This window comes from Brevundimonas sp. M20, assembly GCF_006547065.1.
Classification (GTDB): domain Bacteria; phylum Pseudomonadota; class Alphaproteobacteria; order Caulobacterales; family Caulobacteraceae; genus Brevundimonas.
The window spans coordinates 1,847,633-1,865,806 of the sequence record NZ_CP041243.1 but is presented as its reverse complement, the minus strand read 5'-3'; the positions used below and the strand labels follow the sequence as shown (position 1 = coordinate 1,865,806).

Annotated in this window: 22 protein-coding genes and 1 tRNA gene; 20 read left to right on the top strand and 3 right to left on the bottom strand. The window is 67.3% G+C overall.

Going from position 1 to position 18,174, the window contains the following annotated elements; translation table 11 throughout:
• Positions 1–7 precede the first annotated feature (7 nt).
• The 11 genes from FKQ52_RS08980 (at position 8) to FKQ52_RS08930 (ending at position 9,202) form a co-directional block, all read left to right on the top strand.
• Positions 8–187: a hypothetical protein gene (locus FKQ52_RS08980; protein WP_141626873.1), complete on the top strand. Its 180-nt coding sequence runs from the start codon at positions 8–10 to the stop codon at positions 185–187.
• Positions 188–224: 37 nt separating this feature from the next.
• Entirely contained in the window at positions 225–1,538 is a 1,314-nt protein-coding gene (glyA, locus tag FKQ52_RS08975) for a serine hydroxymethyltransferase (RefSeq protein ID WP_370450937.1), read from the top strand.
• Between the two features lie 6 nt (positions 1,539–1,544).
• Positions 1,545–2,015: a transcriptional regulator NrdR gene (nrdR, locus tag FKQ52_RS08970; protein WP_141626871.1), complete on the top strand. Its 471-nt coding sequence runs from the start codon at positions 1,545–1,547 to the stop codon at positions 2,013–2,015.
• Positions 2,015–2,644 (top strand): RibD family protein, encoded by a 630-nt coding sequence (locus FKQ52_RS08965; protein ID WP_141626870.1) that lies wholly within the window; start codon positions 2,015–2,017, stop codon positions 2,642–2,644. Before nrdR ends, FKQ52_RS08965 begins: the two co-directional genes overlap by 1 nt.
• 52 nt (positions 2,645–2,696) lie before the next feature.
• Positions 2,697–3,287: a riboflavin synthase gene (locus FKQ52_RS08960; protein ID WP_141626869.1), complete on the top strand. Its 591-nt coding sequence runs from the start codon at positions 2,697–2,699 to the stop codon at positions 3,285–3,287.
• Entirely contained in the window at positions 3,284–4,420 is a 1,137-nt protein-coding gene (gene ribB, locus FKQ52_RS08955; RefSeq protein ID WP_141626868.1) for a 3,4-dihydroxy-2-butanone-4-phosphate synthase, read from the top strand. The genes FKQ52_RS08960 and ribB overlap by 4 nt, the downstream gene beginning before the upstream one ends.
• A 14-nt stretch (positions 4,421–4,434) precedes the next feature.
• Entirely contained in the window at positions 4,435–4,878 is a 444-nt protein-coding gene (gene ribH, locus FKQ52_RS08950; RefSeq protein WP_141626867.1) for a 6,7-dimethyl-8-ribityllumazine synthase, read from the top strand.
• Positions 4,875–5,399: a transcription antitermination factor NusB gene (nusB, locus tag FKQ52_RS08945; RefSeq protein WP_141626866.1), complete on the top strand. Its 525-nt coding sequence runs from the start codon at positions 4,875–4,877 to the stop codon at positions 5,397–5,399. The genes ribH and nusB overlap by 4 nt, the downstream gene beginning before the upstream one ends.
• A gap of 17 nt (positions 5,400–5,416) precedes the next feature.
• Positions 5,417–6,406 (top strand): thiamine-phosphate kinase, encoded by a 990-nt coding sequence (gene thiL / locus FKQ52_RS08940; RefSeq protein WP_141626865.1) that lies wholly within the window; start codon positions 5,417–5,419, stop codon positions 6,404–6,406.
• Between the two features lie 41 nt (positions 6,407–6,447).
• Complete coding sequence (locus tag FKQ52_RS08935) at positions 6,448–6,873, top strand: hypothetical protein (RefSeq protein WP_141626864.1); 426 nt, start codon at positions 6,448–6,450, stop codon at positions 6,871–6,873.
• A gap of 178 nt (positions 6,874–7,051) precedes the next feature.
• Positions 7,052–9,202 (top strand): sodium-translocating pyrophosphatase, encoded by a 2,151-nt coding sequence (locus tag FKQ52_RS08930; protein WP_141626863.1) that lies wholly within the window; start codon positions 7,052–7,054, stop codon positions 9,200–9,202.
• A gap of 231 nt (positions 9,203–9,433) precedes the next feature.
• On the opposite strand, the gene FKQ52_RS08925 is transcribed toward FKQ52_RS08930, so the two are convergent.
• A complete protein-coding gene (locus FKQ52_RS08925; protein ID WP_141626862.1) occupies positions 9,434–9,910 on the bottom strand; it encodes an outer membrane protein assembly factor BamE in 477 nt (158 codons plus the stop codon).
• 87 nt (positions 9,911–9,997) lie between these two features.
• Between FKQ52_RS08925 and FKQ52_RS08920 the strand changes: the two genes are divergently transcribed.
• From FKQ52_RS08920 to FKQ52_RS08890, 7 genes are all read left to right on the top strand, one after another.
• On the top strand, positions 9,998–10,528 hold the full coding sequence (locus FKQ52_RS08920; protein ID WP_141626861.1) for a ubiquinol-cytochrome C chaperone family protein: 531 nt from the start codon (positions 9,998–10,000) through the stop codon (positions 10,526–10,528).
• Positions 10,525–11,037, top strand: a complete 513-nt coding sequence (locus tag FKQ52_RS08915) for a DUF177 domain-containing protein (RefSeq protein ID WP_141626860.1) — start codon at positions 10,525–10,527, stop codon at positions 11,035–11,037. The genes FKQ52_RS08920 and FKQ52_RS08915 overlap by 4 nt, the downstream gene beginning before the upstream one ends.
• 125 nt (positions 11,038–11,162) lie before the next feature.
• The gene (gene plsX, locus FKQ52_RS08910; RefSeq protein ID WP_240811805.1) at positions 11,163–12,209 is read left to right on the top strand and encodes a phosphate acyltransferase PlsX; all 1,047 of its coding nucleotides are present in this window, start codon (positions 11,163–11,165) and stop codon (positions 12,207–12,209) included.
• Positions 12,206–13,183, top strand: a complete 978-nt coding sequence (locus FKQ52_RS08905) for a beta-ketoacyl-ACP synthase III (RefSeq protein WP_141626858.1) — start codon at positions 12,206–12,208, stop codon at positions 13,181–13,183. The genes plsX and FKQ52_RS08905 overlap by 4 nt, the downstream gene beginning before the upstream one ends.
• Positions 13,184–13,254: 71 nt before the next feature.
• On the top strand, positions 13,255–13,557 hold the full coding sequence (locus FKQ52_RS08900) for an integration host factor subunit alpha (protein WP_141626857.1): 303 nt from the start codon (positions 13,255–13,257) through the stop codon (positions 13,555–13,557).
• A gap of 5 nt (positions 13,558–13,562) precedes the next feature.
• Entirely contained in the window at positions 13,563–14,003 is a 441-nt protein-coding gene (locus tag FKQ52_RS08895) for a MerR family transcriptional regulator (RefSeq protein WP_141626856.1), read from the top strand.
• 55 nt (positions 14,004–14,058) lie between these two features.
• Positions 14,059–14,135: transfer RNA gene (locus tag FKQ52_RS08890), tRNA-Pro, on the top strand.
• Positions 14,136–14,591: 456 nt separating this feature from the next.
• Here FKQ52_RS08890 and FKQ52_RS08885 read toward each other — a convergent pair.
• Positions 14,592–15,203 (bottom strand): TetR/AcrR family transcriptional regulator, encoded by a 612-nt coding sequence (locus FKQ52_RS08885; protein ID WP_141626855.1) that lies wholly within the window; start codon positions 15,201–15,203, stop codon positions 14,592–14,594.
• Positions 15,204–15,316: 113 nt separating this feature from the next.
• Between FKQ52_RS08885 and FKQ52_RS08880 the strand changes: the two genes are divergently transcribed.
• Positions 15,317–16,348: an aldo/keto reductase gene (locus tag FKQ52_RS08880; RefSeq protein ID WP_141626854.1), complete on the top strand. Its 1,032-nt coding sequence runs from the start codon at positions 15,317–15,319 to the stop codon at positions 16,346–16,348.
• A 321-nt stretch (positions 16,349–16,669) separates the two neighbouring features.
• The gene (locus FKQ52_RS08875) at positions 16,670–17,584 is read left to right on the top strand and encodes an SDR family oxidoreductase (protein WP_141626853.1); all 915 of its coding nucleotides are present in this window, start codon (positions 16,670–16,672) and stop codon (positions 17,582–17,584) included.
• Positions 17,585–17,658: 74 nt separating this feature from the next.
• Here FKQ52_RS08875 and FKQ52_RS08870 read toward each other — a convergent pair whose 3' ends face one another.
• Positions 17,659–18,078 carry a nuclear transport factor 2 family protein gene (locus FKQ52_RS08870; protein ID WP_141626852.1) on the bottom strand — a complete coding sequence of 140 codons (420 nt, stop codon included), beginning with the start codon at positions 18,076–18,078 and terminating at the stop codon, positions 17,659–17,661.
• Between the last annotated feature and the right edge of the window lie 96 nt (positions 18,079–18,174).

Below are 18,174 nucleotides of genomic sequence, written 5' to 3'. Positions count from 1 at the left end.
CGGGGGCATGAACGACGATCCGGGCGAAGTCATCTTCGAACTGACCCGCAACGGCCCCTGGCTCAAATGCTCGGCGATCCATGTCGCCACCGGCCGCGAGGTCTCCGCCACGGGGCCGGTGCATGAGCCGGAAGGCCTCAAGCGGGTGGCGCTGGCCAAGCTCAAACGGGCGCTCGCCGCAGGGTGAACCACAAGATGTTGTGGTCCAGCCCTTCGGGGCCTAAATGGAGCGCCGCCATTTTCGGGGATTCCCAGTGACCGCCTACACCCACGCCGACTACTTCTCGAAATCCCTCGCGGACGCCGATCCGGATATCTTCAAGGGTATCCAGGGCGAACTGGGCCGTCAGCAGGAGCAGATCGAGCTGATCGCGTCCGAGAACATCGTCTCGAAGGCGGTGCTGGACGCGCAGGGCTCGGTCCTGACCAACAAATACGCCGAGGGCTATCCCGGTCGTCGCTACTACGGCGGCTGCGAGTTCGTGGACATCACCGAGGATCTGGCCCGCGAGCGCGCCAAGGAACTGTTCGGCGCGGCATTCGCCAACGTCCAGCCGCACTCGGGCGCCCAAGCCAATCAGGCCGTCTTCTTCACCCTGCTGCAGCCGGGCGATACCTTCCTGGGCATGGATCTGGCGTGCGGCGGTCACCTGACCCACGGCTCGCCGGCCAACCAGTCGGGCAAGTGGTTCCGCCCCGTGACCTACAAGGTCAGCGAAGACACCCATCTGATCGACTATGACCACGTCGCCGAGATGGCCGAGCGCGAGAAGCCCAAGCTGATCCTCGCCGGCGCCTCGGCCTACAGCCGTCACATCGACTTCAAGCGCTTCCGCGAGATCGCGGATTCGGTCGGTGCATACCTGATGGTGGACATGGCCCACTATGCGGGCCTGATCGCGGGCGGCGTCTATCCGGACCCGATCCCGCACGCCGACGTGGTCACCACCACCACCCACAAGACCCTGCGTGGTCCGCGTGGCGGCATGATCCTGTCGCGCGACGCCGACCTCGGCAAGAAGATCAACTCGGCCGTCTTCCCGGGCCTGCAAGGCGGCCCGCTGGAGCATGTCATCGCCGCCAAGGCCGTCGCCTTCGGTGAAGCGCTCAAGCCCGAGTTCAAGCTCTACGCCCAACAGGTCGTCAAGAACGCCCAGGCCCTGTCCGCGGTCCTGATCGACCGCGGTCTGGCCATCGTCTCGGGCGGCACCGACAGCCACCTGATGCTGGTCGACCTGCGTCCCAAGGGCGTCACCGGCAAGGCCACCGAGCACGAGCTCGAAAAGGCGCTGATGACCTGCAACAAGAACGGCGTGCCGTTCGACACCGCGCCGTTCACCATCACCTCGGGCGTCCGTCTGGGCACGCCGGCCGGCACCACGCGCGGCTTCGGTGAAGCGGAGTTCCAGCAGATCGGCCACTGGATCGCCGATGTCGTCTCCTCGATGAACGGCGGCGATGAAGCCGATCCCGCCGTGGTCGCGGCCGTCGCGGCGCAGGTGCGTGAGCTCACGCACCGCTTCCCGATTTACGGATAAGCGCCCATGAAGTGCCCCTTCTGCGGAAATCAGGACACCCAGGTGAAGGACAGCCGCCCGTCGGATGACGGCGCGGCCATCCGTCGTCGCCGGTCCTGCCCGCAGTGCAACGGGCGCTTCACGACGTTCGAACGTGTCCAGTTGCGCGAACTGGTCATCCTGAAGCGGAACGGCCGTCGCACGCCCTTCGACCGCGACAAGCTGGAACGCTCTCTGGGCATCGCCCTGCGCAAGCGGCCGGTCCAGCCCGAGCAGATCGAACAGCTGGTCAGCCGGATCACCCGACAGCTGGAAAGCCTGGGCGAGACCGAGATCCCGTCCTCGACCGTCGGCGACTTCATCATGAAGGCGCTGAAGGGCGTCGATGAGGTCGCTTACGTCCGCTACGCCTCGGTCTACAAGGACTTCCGCCACACCGGCGATTTCGCCCGCTTCCTCGGCGACGAGGGTCTGGACGACGAGACCGGCGGCCGTTGATGGCCGTCAAGGTCACGTTGAAGCTGGCGACCTCCCTCGACGGACGGATCGCCACGGCTTCCGGCGAAAGCAAATGGATCACCGGCGAGGCGGCGCGGCTGGAAGGCCATCGCCTGCGCGCGGCTCACGACGCCATTCTGGTCGGCGTCGGCACGGTTCTGGCCGACGATCCCGAGCTGACCGCCCGCCTGCCGGGCCGGTCGGTGGATCAGCCCTTGCGCGTGGTGCTGGACAGCACTCTTCGCACGCCTGTGACCGCCAAGGTGGCTTCCGGCGGCACCCTGATCCTGACCACGGCCGAACCCGCGACTGTCGGCTCCGCCCGCGTCGAACGCGTCGAGGCCGAGGATGGCCGCCCGTCGCCCGGGGCCGCTCTGGCCGCGCTCGCCAGGGCCGGGGTGCGATCAGTCCTCATCGAGGGGGGAGGGCAGGTCGCCGCCGCCTTCCTGCGCGCCGGACTGGTGGAGCGCATCGAATGGTTCCGCGCGCCGATCCTTCTGGGTGGGGACGGATTGCCCTGCGTCGCCGCCCTGGCCCTTGCGAAGCTGGCCGATGCCCCCAAGTTCCGGCGTCTGTCCGTCGAACCCGTCGGCGACGATCTGTGGGAACGCTATGACGTGCTCCGCTGATTGCACGAGTTACACTCTTCACACCCAGTTTTTCACCTCCAGGGCCGCCTGAATGTTCACCGGAATCGTCACCGACATCGGCCGCGTCCGTAAGGTCGAGCAGACCGCGCGGGACCGCCGCTATGAGGTCGAGACGGTCTGGGATACCTCCGGCATCGATCTGGGCGCCTCCATCAGCCATGCGGGCTGTTGCCTGACGGTGACGGAAAAAGGCCCCGGGTGGTTTGCTGTCGAGGTTTCGGGCGAGACCCTGTCGAAGACCAACCTCGGCGATTGGGCTGAAGGTCACCGGGTCAATCTGGAACGGGCCGCCAGGCTGGGCGACGAACTGGGCGGTCACATCGTCTCGGGCCACGTCGATGGTCTGGGCAAGGTCGTGTCGATCACGCCCGAGGGCGGTTCGCATCGCATCGAGATCGAGGCGCCGGCGTCTCTGCACCGCTTCATCGCGCCCAAGGGTTCGATCACCGTCGATGGCGTCTCCCTGACCGTGAACGCGGTCGAGGGTCAGGTTTTCGGCCTGAACATCATCCCCCACACGTGGGAAGCGACCACGCTCGGCGCGCTGAAAGTCGGGGATGCCGTGAATCTCGAGATTGATATGCTGGCGCGATACCTCGCGCGGTGGCAGGAGACCGCATGATGCAATTGGCGGCCAATATGAACGACAGCCCGATCAGCCCCATCGAGGACATCCTCGAGGACGCCCGCAACGGCAAGCCCTACATCCTCGTCGACGCCGAGGATCGTGAGAACGAGGGCGACATCATCATTCCGGCCCAGTTCGCCACGCCGGACCAGATCAACTTCATGATCAAACAGGCGCGCGGACTCGTCTGTCTGGCCCTGACCGGCGACCGCGCCCGCCAGCTGCGCCTGCCGCCGATGGCCGCCGACAACCGCGAGAGCATGAAGACCGCCTTCACCGTCTCGATCGAGGCGAAGGACGGCGTCACGACCGGCATCTCCGCCGCGGACCGCTCGCGCACCATCCAGGTCGCCACCGACCCGACCAGGGGCGTCGACGACATCGTCACCCCCGGCCACATCTTCCCGCTGGTCGCCCGCGACGGCGGCGTGCTGGTCCGCGCCGGGCACACCGAGGCGTCGGTGGACATCAGCCGCATGGCCGGCCTGACCCCGGCCGCCGTGATCTGCGAGATCATCAAGGACGACGGTGAAATGGCCCGCATGCCGGACCTCGTCGCCTTCGCCCAGCTGCACGGCCTCAAGATCGGCACCATCGCCGACCTGATCGCCTACCGCCGTCGTACCGAGCGCTTCGTCGAGCGGGTGATGGATACGCCGTTCGAGAGCGTCCATGGTGGTCCGTTCCGCCTGATGCTGTACCGGAACACCATTGAGGGGAACGAGCACGTCGCCCTGGTTCACGGCAAGATCGAACCGGGAAAGCCGACCCTCGTGCGCATGCACCAGGTCGATTTCGCCGCCGACCTGCTGGGTCACGTCGAGGCGCGTCAGGGCTACATCCCGAACGCGCTCAAGGCGATCAGCGACCATAACGGCGCGGGCGTCACCGTCTTCCTGCGGGATCCGGACCTGCAGGGTCTGGCCGAGCGTCTGGCGGGCGTCGAGAAGCCCAGGGCCGTGGACCGCTCGCTGAAGAACTACGGCGTCGGCGCCCAGATCCTGCTGGACCTCGGGGTCCGGGACATGATCGTGATGAGCTCGACCCGCCCCAATCCCACCGCGCTTGAGGGCTACGGCCTGCGCATCGTCGGCTGGCGCGACATGGACGGAGAAGACCAATCGTAACGACCCCCACCCGCGTGCTCATCGTTGAGGCGCGCTTCTATGATGAACTGGCCGACGCCCTGCTGGACGGGGCGAAGGACGCCCTGCGCGCGCAAGGCGTCGAATTCGACGTGGTTTCGGTTCCGGGCGCGCTGGAAGTGCCGACCGTGATCGCCATGGCCGAGGAAGCCGGGCGTTTCCCGACCGCGCCGCGCTATGACGGCTATGTCGCGCTGGGCACGGTCATCCGCGGCGAGACCTATCATTTCGAGATCGTCTCGGATCAGTCGGCCGCCGGAATCACCCAACTGGGCCTCAAGGGCGTGGCCATCGGCAACGGCATCCTGACCACCGAAGACGAGGATCAGGCCTGGGCGCGCGCCCGCCGCAGCGAGGGCGACAAGGGGGGCGGCGCCGCCCGCGCCTGCCTGGACCTCATTGCCTTGCGCAAGCGCCTGCGCGTAGGACTGGGCGCGTGACCGAACCGAACAGCCTCAAGTCCGTCCTCGAGCAACTCGCCGAGGCCGAAAAGTCCCGCGCCGAACCGGCCCTGACCTCGCGTCAGCGCCGCGCCCGCACTGTCGCCCGCCTCGCAGCCGTCCAGGCGCTCTACCAGATGGAGCTGGCCGGCGAGGGGGTCGACACCGTCATCACCGAGTTCTCGAACCATCGCTTCGACGCCGACATCGAGGGCGAACCCCTTGCTGAAGCCGATGAAGCCTATTTCGCCGATATCGTGCGCGGCGTCGTGGACCGGCAGCGGTCGATCGACGAGGCCGTGAAGGCCCGTCTGGCCTCGAACTGGCGGATGGAGCGTCTCGATTCGACCCTGCGCGCCCTGCTGCGCGCCGGCGCCTGGGAACTGATGGCCAGTCGCGATGTGCCCAAGGAGATCATCATCGACGAGTACGTCGAGCTGGCCAAAGCCTTCTTCGACGACTCCGAGGCCAAGTTCGTCAACGCGGCGCTGGACGGCGTCGCGCGGGACGTTCGGGGCTAGGGCGCGGCTGATCCGTCATGGCGGGAATCGACGTCGCCGGTGAGTTCGAAACGATCCGGCGGCTCCTCGCCCCGCTGGCCCATTCCGAGTGGGCCCGCGACCTGAGAGACGACGTCGCGGTCCTGCCAACCCGCCCCGGTCACGATCTGGTTCTGACCAAGGACACCATCGTCGAGGGCGTTCACTTCCTGCCCGCCGATCCACTGGACACCGTGGCCCAGAAGCTGCTGCGGGTGAACCTGTCCGATCTGGCCGCCAAGGGCGCCGAGCCCTTCGGCTACCTTCTGTCCTGCGGCTGGTCAGAACGTTGCGGCTGGCCCGAGCGTCAGCTCTTCGTTGAGGGGCTGGCCCGGGATCAGAAGGCGTTCGGACTGTCCCTGCTCGGTGGAGACACCGTCGTCACCCCCGGTCCGGCGACCTTCTCCGCCACCTTGCTGGGTTGGTCGCCCAAGGGGCGCACCGTCAGCCGCAGCGGCGCGCGGCCGGGCGATCTGGTCTTCGTCACCGGCTTCATCGGCGACGGCTGGCTGGGCCTCCAGGCCGCGCAGGAGAAGCTGGCCCTGGAGCCCGAGCGGCTGGCGGCGCTGGTCGATCACTACCGCACGCCGATGCCGCGGCTGATCTTCGCCGATGTGATCCGCGACATGGCCACGGCCTCGCTGGACGTGTCCGATGGCCTGATCGCCGATCTGGGCCACATCGCCGAGAGTAGCGGCGTCCGCATCGACATCGATCTGGAGGTCACGCCCCGCTCGCCTGCCGGGCAGGCCTGGTTCGCCACGCGAGTGGACGAGGAGGCGGCTCTGGAGCGGCTGGCCACAGGCGGCGACGATTATGAGATCGCCTTCACCGCCTCAGCCAAGGACGAGCCCGCCCTGCGCCGCGAGGCCGAGCGTCGCCACATCTGGCTGACCTGTCTGGGCCGGGTGACGGAGGGCAGGGGGGTCACCGCCCGCTTCGGGGGCAAGCCGGTCGAGATCGCCAGCCCCGGCTTCAGTCACCGCTGAGCGCAACGAAATCTCAAGGCGTCGCCGCTAGAGGTGCGGTCATGCGCCGTCGTGACCTCATCTCCGCAGCCGCCGTCCTGCCCGCCGTGGCCGTCGCCTCAGGCGCCGCCGCATCCGAAGACAAGCCGGAGGGCGGGGCTTCGGTGAACATCTCGGGCGTCGGTCTGCCGGTGATTATCGGCGGGCGGCTGCGGAACTATGTCTTCGTCTCCATGCGCCTGCACCTCGGCGGATCGGCCACGGTCGAATCGATGCGGGGCAAGGAAGCCTATCTGCGCGACGCCGTCGTTCGCGCCGCCCACCGCACGCCCTTCGTCGTCGCTGACGACTGGACCCGCATCGACGCTAACGCCATGTCGGCCAGCCTGATCCGGTCCGCCGCCTCGATCTGCGGACGAGGCTCGGTCGCCCGCGTCGAGGTCATCAGCCAGGCGCCCCGCTGGCGCTCCGGTATGCGGGCGGGCTAACGCCGTTCACCTTACCCCGTTGCGTCACTCCGACGCATTTGGCAGGCTTCCTTCCGTTATCCCCAAGGGTCGCCCTTGAGGCGTCCGTTGCGCACGGGGGGACCGGAAGGCGGAGAGAGGCGAAAACGCCCCCCGCGCCAAGGGTCCGGGCGCCCTACACACAGGGTTTGGAAACGCCATGTCTAACTATCTGTGGCTTGTCATAGCCGCAGGCGGTCTGGGGATTCTCTACGGAGCAATCCAGACGGCCGCCTTGATGAAAGCTCCCACCGGCAACGACCGCATGCGCGAAATCGCGGCGGCCATCCAGGAAGGGGCCTCCGCCTATCTGCGTCGCCAGTACGTGACCATCGGCATGGTCGGCGTCGTCATTCTGATCGCCGCATACCTGCTGATCGGCGCGTGGGCCGCCATCGGCTTCCTGATCGGCGCCGTGCTTTCGGGCGCGGCCGGTTTCGCCGGCATGCTGATCTCGGTCCGCGCCAACGTCCGGACGGCGCAAGCCGCCTCGGAAGGCCTGTCAAAGGGCCTGGACCTCGCCTTCCGCTCGGGCGCCATCACCGGCATGTTCGTGGCGGGCGGAGCCCTGCTGGGCGTCGCGGGCTACTACGCCTTCCTGACGGAGGGCATGGGGCTTGAGAACACCGGGCGTGAGGTCATCGACGGTCTTGTCGCCCTGGGCTTCGGCGCCTCGCTGATCTCCATCTTCGCCCGTCTGGGCGGCGGCATCTTCACCAAGGGCGCCGACGTCGGCGGCGACATGGTGGGCAAGGTCGAGGCCGGTATTCCTGAGGACGACCCCCGCAACGCCGCCACCATCGCCGACAACGTGGGCGACAATGTCGGCGACTGCGCCGGCATGGCCGCCGACCTGTTCGAGACCTACGCCGTCTCGACCGTGGCGACGATGGTGCTGGCCGCCATCTTCTTCCGCGGGACGGACTATGTCGGGGCGATGATGCTGCTGCCGCTGGCCATCTGCGCCATCTGCATCGTCACCTCGATCATCGGCAGCTTCTTCGTTCGTCTGGGCAAGAGCCAGAACATCATGGGCGCCCTGTATCAGGGCCTGATCGTCACCGGCGTGCTGTCCATCGGCGCCGTCTGGTGGATCATCGACACCATCGCCCCGGCAACGGTCACGACGTCGGGCGGGCTGGTCATCACCTCCATGCAGCTGTTCTGGTCCGGCGTGGTCGGTCTGGTGGTCACCGCGGCGATCGTAGTCATCACCGAGTACTATACGGGCTCGAACTTCCGGCCGGTGCGGTCGGTAGCCAACGCCTCGGTCTCGGGCCACGGCACCAATGTGATTCAGGGGCTGGCCGTCTCGCTGGAGGCCACCGCGCTCCCGGCGCTGGCGATCATCGTCGGCATCGTGGTCAGCTTCCAGCTGGCCGGTCTGTTCGGCATCGCCATCGCCACCACGACCATGCTGGGCGTGGCGGGGATGATCGTGGCGCTGGACGCCTTCGGTCCGGTCACCGACAACGCCGGCGGCATCGCCGAGATGGCCGGGCTTCCGCCGGAAGTCCGTCACTCCACCGACGCGCTGGACGCCGTGGGCAACACCACAAAGGCCGTGACCAAGGGTTATGCCATCGGTTCGGCCGGTCTGGGCGCTCTGGTGCTGTTCGCCGCCTACACCGAAGACCTGAAGTATTTCGCGGCGGAAGCCCTGCCGGGAAGCTTCTTCGAAGGTCTGGGCACGGTCGCCTTCGACCTGACCAACCCCTACGTCGTGGTCGGCCTGCTGTTCGGGGGGCTGCTGCCCTTCCTGTTCGGCGGCATGTCCATGACCGCGGTCGGTCGCGCGGCGGAATCGGTCGTGGCCGAGGTGCGCCGTCAGTTCCGTGAGAACCCGGGCATCATGACCGGGCAGGTCAAGCCGGAGTACGGCAAGGCCGTCGATATCCTGACCAGCGCGGCGATCAAGGAGATGATCGTGCCGTCGCTGCTGCCGGTGCTGTCGCCGATCGTGCTGTTCACGGTCATCCTGTTCATCCAGCCGGACAAGGCCAACGCCTTCGCCGCCCTGGGCGCCATGCTGATGGGCGTGATCGTGACCGGCCTGTTCGTGGCCATCTCGATGACCTCCGGCGGCGGGGCGTGGGACAACGCCAAGAAGGTCATTGAAGAGGGCTTCACCGACAAGAACGGCGTCGTCCACGGCAAGGGCTCCGAGGCGCACAAGGCCGCGGTGACCGGCGACACGGTCGGCGATCCCTACAAGGATACGTCCGGCCCGGCGGTGAACCCGATGATCAAGATCACCAACATCGTCGCCCTGCTTCTGCTGGCGGTGCTGGCGAGCGGCACGATCGGCTGATGGCCTGGGGGTTGGCGCCGGCGACGGCGCCGACCCTTCGCCTTGGGCGGCCGGCAAAGGAGCAGGGGTTGGTGCGTGGGCCGGTGTTGTGTCTATCAATGACGGTCCGCCGCCCACGCCGTCGAACCACTAACCACTCCCCACCAGCCACCTTCCGCACCGAAAGAGAAAGGCCCCGGAGAGCGATCTCCGGGGCCTTTCGACAAGTAGAGCGATCCGCGGAGGCCGCCGTTAGTCCGGACGGCGCTGGCCGGGCTGGTCCTCGTCGGTGCGCGGCAGCTGGCCGCGGGCCACGTTGCCCAGCAGCTGTTCGAGGATGGTCAGCTGGCGACCCCGGGTCGGGGTCTCGCGACCGTTCATGGTGAGCTGTTCACCGTCCGCCAGACCCAGGGTGCGGACGTTGGCGACCTCGCCGGCCTCGTTGAAGGTGATCTCGGTCACGCTGCGCTGGGTCACGCGGGGGACGTTGTAGGTATATTTCTCGGTGATCTGGGTCATGTAGTACCAGATCGTGTCGCTCTCGAAGGTCGAGGTCGTTGAGGGCGAGCCCAGCTTGGTCAGAACCGTTTGACGGGTGTCCGTGCCGGCGACGATGTCGGCGGGACGGGCGTCAATGGCCTGGAAGCCGTTCTGGCCCACGATTGGCGCGCAGCCGGCGGTCAGGACAGTGGCCGAAAGAGCGGCGAAAAGAAGCTTCGAACGGAGCATTGGCGGCGCCTGCGACAGAACAAGGTCTTTGACCTAACCGGAGCCGAGCCTTAGTTCAACGGCGCGGCGGAAAAGGGGCCGTGAAACATGCTTCAAAATCTTCTCCGATCTTTCCGCCGAGAACGCGTTGGCGACGGCCTTTACGAGCAGGTGGTGCGTCAGGCGCGCGAGCCGCGCTTCTACACGGCGCTGGGCGTGCCGGACCGCATCGACGCGCGTTTCGAGCTCTACACCTTGCACATGCTGCTGCTGACCATGCGTCTGAAGGACGAGGGAACGGAGCAGGGCGGTGATGCGGGCCAGCAGCTGTTCGACACCTATGTGTCGGCTCTGGACCACACATTGCGTGAACTGGGCGTCGGCGACGTCTCTGTCGGCAAGAAGATGCGCAAGCTGGGCGAAAGCCTGTACGGTCGCATGAGCGCCTATGAACAACCGCTGCGGGACGGCGACGCCGCCCTGTTGGCCGAACGGCTGGCCCGCAATGTGCTGGAAAGCGAAACGGCCTCGGACGGCGATGCGCTGGCCGCCTATGCCCTGAACAGCCGGACGCAACTGGCGGCGCAGTCGTTCGCCGATGTGATGAAGGCGCCCGCATGGGCCGAGGTGTCGGCATGAGCGCGTCCGAACTGCCCTATAGCGAGCCTGTCCGCCTGCATCGGATCGGCGCGGGCGTGAAACGCACCCTGACGCCTGACGCCGCTGCGATCCGCCGGATCATCAAGGCGCTCGATCTGGCCTCGCTGGATCTGTTCGAGGCCGATGTCGAGTTGGTCCCGACGGCGGCGGGCTGGTCGCTGACCGGGCGACTGCGCGCGCGGTTGGCCCAGACCTGCGGAATCACGCTGGAGCCGCTGCCGCTGGAGATCGATGACCGCTTCAGCGTGCAACTGGCGGAGCCGGTCGAGGAGGACAGCGAGGAGATCGTGATCACCCTCGAGGACGAATCGCCGGACGTGGTCGAGGATGGCCAGATCGATCTCGGTCAGTACGTCGTGGAGCAGCTGGCGCTGCGACTGGACCCTTTCCCGCGCAAGCCGGGCGCCGAATTCGTACAGCCGCCCGAGCCCGCTGAAATCTCGCCTTTCGCCGTGCTGAAGGGCCTGCGCTCGTCCGACGAAGGTTGACGCGGCGTCCACCCGGTTGCATCCCCCCCGCGCGGCGCTATCGTCGCGCCTGACCAGCGCCGAGGCTTACGGCGCGACGGAGTCGAAACGGCTTGCCTTCCCCAGTTCTGATCTCGCTTGACGCCATGGGTGGGGACCACGGGCCGCCGGTCGTGGTCGGTGGCATCTGCGAGTACCGCAAACGTCATGGCGGCGAAGGCGTCCGCTTCCTGCTGAACGGCGATGAGGCCGCGATTCGCGCCGAGATGGCCCGTCTGGGGCTCGGCGACGACATTTGCGACGTCCGTCACACCGACAAGGTGGTGGCCATGGACGAGAAGCCCGCCACCGCCATGCGCCGAGGCAAGGGCTCCAGCCTGTGGAACGCCATCGAGGCGGTGAAGACCGGCGAGGCGGGCGCGGTCGTATCGGCCGGCAACACCGGCGCCCTGATGGCGATCTCCAAGCTGATCCTGCGCATGTCCGCGCCCGGTCTGGAGCGTCCGGCCATTGTCGCCAGCTGGCCGACCAAGCGTGGCGTCACCGCGGTTCTGGACGTCGGCGCGAACGTGGAAAGCGACGCGGCCCAGCTGGTCGAGTTCGCCATCATGGGCGAGGCCTTCATGACCGCCGTGCACGGCGTCGCCAGGCCGACCATCGGTATCCTGAACGTCGGCTCCGAGGACATGAAGGGTCACGAGGAGGTCCGTGAGGCCGCCCGTCTGTTGCGTGAGGGCGACTTCGGGCTGGCCTACCATGGTTTTGTCGAGGGCGATGACATCGCCAAGGGCACGGTCGATGTGATCGTCACCGACGGCTTCACCGGCAACATCGCCCTGAAGACCGCCGAGGGCGTGGCCAAATTCATCGGCGGCCTGACCCGCGACGCCCTGACGTCCAGCCTGCTGGCCAAGGCCGGGGCGGCGCTGGCCTATGCGGCGCTCAAGCGGATGAGCGCCCGGATCGACCCCAACGCCATCAACGGCGGCCCGCTGCTGGGCCTGAACGGCATCGTGGTGAAAAGCCACGGCGGCGCGACGGCCGACGGGTTCGGCGCCGCGATCCGGATCGCTGTCGATCTGGCCCGCAGTGACTATATGACCAAGGTGGGGGCCAATCTGCAGCGATTGACCGCCGTGCTTGAGCAGCCGCCCGCGCCCGACGCGGACGCGGCCATGGAGACTTTCCAGTGAGCGTCACCCGCAGCGCCGTGACCGGCGTCGGTTCCTTCCTTCCCGAGCAGATCGTCACCAACGCCGAACTGGCCAAGACGGTCGACACCTCGGACGAGTGGATTCAGGAACGCACCGGCATCAAGCAGCGGCACAAGGCCCGCGACGACCAGCCGACCAGCGATCTGGCGGTCGAGGCCGCCAAGCGCGCCCTCATCGACGCCGGAAAGTCGGCGGCGGACGTTGATCTGATCATCGTCGCCACGACCACGCCGGACATGACCTTCCCGGCCACCGCCTCGATCGTGCAGCGCAAGCTGGGAGCGCCGGTGGGCATCGCCTTCGATGTTCAGGCGGTCTGCTCGGGTTTCGTCTATGCGCTGAGCGTCGCGGACGGCTTCGTCGCGCGCGGTCTGGCCAAATGCGCCCTGGTTATCGGCGCCGAGGAAATGACCCGGCTGATGGACTGGACCGACCGCACCACCTGCGTTCTGTTCGGCGACGGCGCCGGGGCGCTGGTGGTCGAGCCGCGCGAAGGGCAGGGGACCAAGGCCGACACCGGCCTGCTGGGCTTCGCCCTGCGATGCGACGGCTCCAAGACGGATCTTCTGTATGTCGACGGCGGCCCGGCCACGACCGGCACGGTGGGCCACCTGCGGATGGCGGGCAATCAGGTCTTCCGCCACGCGGTCGTCAATATCGCCGAAGCCATCACCGCCGCCTGCGACGCCTCGAACATCAAGGTGCCGGAGGTCGACTGGTTCGTGCCGCACCAGGCCAACCAGCGCATCATCCGCGGCGTCGGCGACCGGCTGGGGCTGGACGAGAACAAGGTGATCTCGACCGTCGCCATGCACGCCAACACCTCCGCCGCCTCCATCCCGCTGGCTCTGGACGCGGCGATCAGGGATGGCCGGATCAAGCGCGGCGATCTGGTGGTGATGGAAGCCATGGGCGGCGGTCTGACCTGGGGCGCCTGCGCGATTCGTCTGTAACGCGATTTCAGCTTTCCATTTGACGACGCTTGCCCTTTTATGGGCCCGCACTGACGATTGAGGGGGAGTGAGTGACGCAGACCCTGACCCGCGCTGATCTCTGCGAGGCTGTCCACGACGAAGTGGGACTGTCGCGACAGGAGTGTTCGACCATGGTCGAGCGCACACTGGAGCTGATCGTCGAGTCGCTGGAGCGCGGCGAGACCGTGAAGCTGTCCGGCTTCGGCGTCTTCCAGGTTCGCGAAAAGCGCGCCCGGATGGGCCGTAACCCCAAGACCGGCGAACCGGCGGCGATCAACCCGCGCCGGGTCATCAGTTTCCGCGCCTCCCAGATCATGAAGGGCCGGGTGCACGACGCCGTCGTCACCGACTGAGCCCCGTGGCCAAGAGCCCCAACGCCTTCAGGACCATCTCGGAAGCCGCTGATGAGATCGGCGCGCCGCAGCATGTCCTGCGCTTCTGGGAGACCAAGTTCACCTTCGTCTCCCCGCTGAAGCGCGCGGGCGGGCGTCGTTTCTATCGCCCGCAGGATCTGGTGGTGCTGAAGGCCGTGAAGCGGCTGCTGCACGACGAGGGCCTGACCATCAAGGGCGTGCAGCGTCTGTACAAGGAACAGGGCCTCAAGCGGATCGCGGCCTGGGGCGACCCGGAGGGGCTGGTCAGCTTCGAGCCTGAAGGCGCGACGGCGCAAGCGCCCGCGCCGCAGCCGGCGGGGGAGACGACCGCCGCTCCCGTATCCACGGTCCGCCTGCGTCAGGTGCTGGCCGAACTGGAGGGGGCGCGGGCCCGTCTGGAAGCCGCTCTGACGAGAACCGCCTGAAGGCCTATTTTTCGGTTTGCGCGACGCGCGACCCCGTCTATAGGGGAGCCCCTCTCGGAGCGTGGCGCAGCCTGGTAGCGCACTTGACTGGGGGTCAAGGGGTCGCAGGTTCGAATCCTGTCGCTCCGACCATCTAACCTTTTGGTTTTATGGCGGATTTTAAGGGGTCGCTCTCGGGCGGCCCCTTAGCAATTGGGCCTTGGGGAGCATATGGGGAGCAGACCGATTCTGGGTGCCGCGCCAGGCTCGGGTGCGGCCGGTCTCGCTTCAGGGCCGTTCATGGCTGTTCAGGCTCGGTCAAATTGATTCGCGCCTCTGAACCGGCCGCGAAACCGGAAGGTCGGGGTGCCGCGCGCGGGGGCCGATGCGCATGGCGTAGCGGCCGGGGGCGCCCTGACGCTTGGAGTTCTCTGCGCCTGCCGCGGTATCGCTTGAGCTCTGGCCTTACGCGTCGTAGGTGGTTTGAGGCCGGTATGGCGACGCTCGCGGGAGATTACCGGCGCTAGGTGGCCTGACCAGCGGCCCGCCCCGGGGATGGACTGGCAGGACGTCGGGCGAGGTGCGATCACCGCAGCGGCCTCGTCGTCTTCAGCCGCCGACGGGATTCCGTCGCAGACCGTCAATGAGCAGGCCTACCAGCCTTTCGGATTGTCCGGGCTTGTCCGGACTCGCCGACATTCCGAGGTGAGCGACGGCGTTGAGAATCTCGTCCGGCTCCATGTCGGTCCGGATGGCGCCGGCGGTCAGCGCGGCGTCGAAAAGCGTCCGGAAGGCCGGCCGGAGTCTCTGATCGAAATAGCCGGGCAGGGCGTCGAAGGCGGGATCGCCCGAATGCAGGGCCTTGGCCAGCCCCCGTTTGGCGCCCACGAAGCCGACATAAAGCTGCAGCCAGTTCCCCAAGGCCTCCACGGGCGGGTGTTCGGCGGCCAGGGCGGGCGCCGCGTCGGCGCAGGCGTCCATCTCACGACGGAAGACCGCCGCGATCAGGTCGGCGCGTTTCGGGAAGTGGCGATAGAGGGTGCCGACCCCGACCCCCGCACGATCCGCGATCTCACGCACCGGCGCATCGACGCCGCCTTCCGCGAACACGGCCTTGGCCGCCGCAAGCACGATGTCGAGATTGCGCTGCGCGTCGGCACGGACCCGCCGGCCCGCGATCGCGGGGTTTGATCCCCCGGCATTGGGCACCGTCTCGTCCACGTCAAGCCTTCTTGCAAACGGAACATGGTTCCGGTTATATCCGGAATATCGTTCCGCTTCGTGTTCTACCGCGCGAATGCGATGGCGGCCAGCCCCCAGCAAGGATTCCCGTCATGCAGTATCGCTCTCTCGGACGCACCGGCATCAAGGTCAGCCCCTATTGCCTCGGCGCGATGATGTTCGGCTCGCCCGGATCCCCCGATCATGAGGACGGGGTCCGCATGGTCCACCGGGCGCTGGACGCCGGGATCAACTTTATCGACACCGCCGACGGCTACAGCCGAGGGGAGTCCGAAGTCGTCGTCGGCAAGGCGCTGAAGGGGCGTCGGGACGACGTCGTGCTCGCCACCAAGGTGCATCTGCCCATGGGCGACGATCCGAACATGCAGGGGAACTCCCGCCGCTGGATCACGCGCGCCGTCGAGGCGTCCCTCAAGCGGCTGCAGACCGACCATATCGACCTTTATCAGATACATCGGCCGTCACCGGAGACGGATATTGAGGAGCCCCTCTCCGTCCTGACGGACCTGATGCGCGCGGGCAAGGTTCGGGCGATCGGCTCTTCGACCTTCCCCGCGTCCGACATCGTCGAGGCGCAGTGGGTCGCCGAACGGCGTGGGCTGGCGCGTTTCCGCACCGAACAGCCCCCATACTCGATCCTGAACCGGGGCATCGAACGCGAGGTGCTGCCGGTGTGCCAACGCTACGGCATGGGCGCCCTGGTCTGGAGCCCGCTCGCCAAAGGGATGCTCACGGGCAAATACCGAAAGGGGGAGGAGACGCCCGATAGCCTCCGGGCGCGCTATTTCCCCAACCAGATGCGTGACCCCGGCCAGCTCGACGCGGTCGAGCGGCTGATCCCATTGGCGGAACAGGCTGGCGTCAGCCTGGCGCATATGGCCATGGCCTTCGTCATGACCCATCCGGCGGTCACCGCGGCGATCATCGGCCCCCGCACCATGGAGCAGTTGGACGACTATCTGGCCGGCGCCGCCGTCGCTCTCGACGACGACCTTCTGGACGAGATCGACTGTATCGCTCCGCCGGGCGGCGACATCGGGCCCAACGACGCCAACTATGTGCCGCCGCCGCTGAAGGACCCGAAGGCGCGGCGTCGTGAGGCGGCTTCGCGGACTGCCGCCTGACCGTCTGCGGGGGGGCGCATCGGCGACCCCGACGATGCCGCTCCGGACCGCAGGTCCGCTGGAGGCGCGCCTTGGGTCCCTCGGACGCTGTTTGGGCCAGGCGCGGTCGTGAAGTCTCCCCCATGCCGGCCTCCCGGGCCGTCGGGCGGGGAGCGTTCGGCCTCGCCCCGCGGTCCTGTCTCGTCGCCTCTCGGGTTCCCGCCGTGGACGAGCCGTAAGATCAGGCAATAACCCCGGGGCTTCAGGTATTCGTGTTTGGGCGGGGTAGGCGCAAGTTTTCATGGCTGCAAGGGCCGAAGGGCGGCCCGCCAGGAGACAGTCATGACCAAATGGACCGCGAACGACATCCCCTCCCAGCAGGGCCGTTCGGCGCTCGTGACGGGTTTCGGCGGGCTCGGCTATGAAGACGGGCTGGCCTTGGCCAAGGCCGGCGCCGAGGTCATCATGGCTGGCCGCAATTCCGAACGCGGAGCCGAGGCGGTCGCGCGGATCAGGAGAGAGGCGCCGGCCGCGAACGTTCGGTTTGAACTGCTGGATCTGGCCAGCCTGGCGTCGGTCGCCGAGCTCGGCCAGCGTCTGCGTGATCAGCGGGCCGGCCTGGATATCCTGATCAACAACGCCGCAGTGATGACGCCGCCGACCCGGCAGGAAACATCGGACGGCTTCGAGCTTCAGCTGGGCACCAACTATCTGGGACATTTCGCCCTGACCGCCCATCTCCTTCCTCTGCTCAGACAGAGCCGTGCGTCCCGCGTGGTCAGCCTGTCGAGCTTGGCGGCGGTCCAGGGGCAGATCGATTTCGACGACCTGAACGCCCGGCGAAACTACAAGCCGATGACCGCCTACGCCCAGTCCAAGATCGCCTGCCTGATGTTCGCTCTGGAGCTCCAGCGCAGGAGCGAGGCCGGAGGCTGGGGCGTGGAAAGCCTCGCCGCGCATCCGGGGATATCCCGCACCAATCTGCTGCTCAACGCGCCGGGCCGATCCAGCACTGTCGGACGGGTTCGGAGCTTGTTGCCCTTTCTGTTCCAACCGGTCGCGCAGGGCGCCCTGCCGACCTTGTTCGCCGCGACCGCGCCCCAGGCGAAGGGCGGGGTCTACTATGGACCTGACCGGCTCGGCGGAACCCGTGGCCACCCGACGGAGGCGCAGATTCCGCCGCAGGCTCTCGACCTGGCCGTCGCGCGTAAACTGTTCGATGTCTCGGAGGACCTCGTTCAACTGCGCCTGGGCTGACCCGCGCCGCGCTGCCTGGGGAGGCGGCGGCGGGGACGTCTCCCCGTCGCCCCTTCCGGAGGCGGACCCGAGGCCTAAACGGCTACGCGCCCGACGATTTCATAATAGGCATTCAGGTCGAGCCACTCGATGCCGGAGACGACTTTCCCGTCCTGCAGGGTCATGATGTACATGTAGCCGTTGCGGTAGGGTTCGCCGTCCAGGGCGCGGCTGCGGCTGTCGATGCGGGCAAACACCTCGTCCCCGTCCGCCCAGACGCCTCGGGTCGTGATCGCCAGCGGTTCAGAGAACCGGGCGAAGAGCGCGGCCTCGGCATTGTCGAACAGATCCTTCATGCCGTGATAGGTGCGGGCGACAGGACCGTGACCGGCGATGGTCCATTCGACGTCGGGCGCGAAGATCGCGTCGAAGAATTTGGTGAAATCGCCCGCCGCTTGGGTCAGCGCGTCCGTCACGATGCGCAGGTTTTCAGCTTCTTGAGGAGTGTAGGACATGGTCGCCTTTCTGGTTGCGAATGGACCGGGGGGGTGGGACAAGTCTTTCCAGACCGGTCGTTCCAAAACCCGAGACTAGACCGATCGTTCCAAAAA

Coding starts and splice junctions, on each gene's coding strand:
- FKQ52_RS08935 (WP_141626864.1), top strand. CDS start 6,448: ATGCGCCGTCGTGACCTCATCTCCGCAGCCGCCGTCCTGCCCGCCGTG.
- nrdR (WP_141626871.1), top strand. CDS start 1,545: ATGAAGTGCCCCTTCTGCGGAAATCAGGACACCCAGGTGAAGGACAGC.
- FKQ52_RS08965 (WP_141626870.1), top strand. CDS start 2,015: ATGGCCGTCAAGGTCACGTTGAAGCTGGCGACCTCCCTCGACGGACGG.
- thiL (WP_141626865.1), top strand. CDS start 5,417: ATGGCGGGAATCGACGTCGCCGGTGAGTTCGAAACGATCCGGCGGCTC.
- glyA (WP_370450937.1), top strand. CDS start 225: ATGGAGCGCCGCCATTTTCGGGGATTCCCAGTGACCGCCTACACCCAC.
- FKQ52_RS08960 (WP_141626869.1), top strand. CDS start 2,697: ATGTTCACCGGAATCGTCACCGACATCGGCCGCGTCCGTAAGGTCGAG.
- ribB (WP_141626868.1), top strand. CDS start 3,284: ATGATGCAATTGGCGGCCAATATGAACGACAGCCCGATCAGCCCCATC.
- FKQ52_RS08980 (WP_141626873.1), top strand. CDS start 8: ATGAACGACGATCCGGGCGAAGTCATCTTCGAACTGACCCGCAACGGC.
- FKQ52_RS08925 (WP_141626862.1), bottom strand. CDS start 9,910: ATGCTCCGTTCGAAGCTTCTTTTCGCCGCTCTTTCGGCCACTGTCCTG.
- FKQ52_RS08920 (WP_141626861.1), top strand. CDS start 9,998: ATGCTTCAAAATCTTCTCCGATCTTTCCGCCGAGAACGCGTTGGCGAC.
- plsX (WP_240811805.1), top strand. CDS start 11,163: ATGGGTGGGGACCACGGGCCGCCGGTCGTGGTCGGTGGCATCTGCGAG.
- FKQ52_RS08915 (WP_141626860.1), top strand. CDS start 10,525: ATGAGCGCGTCCGAACTGCCCTATAGCGAGCCTGTCCGCCTGCATCGG.
- FKQ52_RS08870 (WP_141626852.1), bottom strand. CDS start 18,078: ATGTCCTACACTCCTCAAGAAGCTGAAAACCTGCGCATCGTGACGGAC.
- FKQ52_RS08880 (WP_141626854.1), top strand. CDS start 15,317: ATGCAGTATCGCTCTCTCGGACGCACCGGCATCAAGGTCAGCCCCTAT.
- FKQ52_RS08930 (WP_141626863.1), top strand. CDS start 7,052: ATGTCTAACTATCTGTGGCTTGTCATAGCCGCAGGCGGTCTGGGGATT.
- FKQ52_RS08875 (WP_141626853.1), top strand. CDS start 16,670: ATGACCAAATGGACCGCGAACGACATCCCCTCCCAGCAGGGCCGTTCG.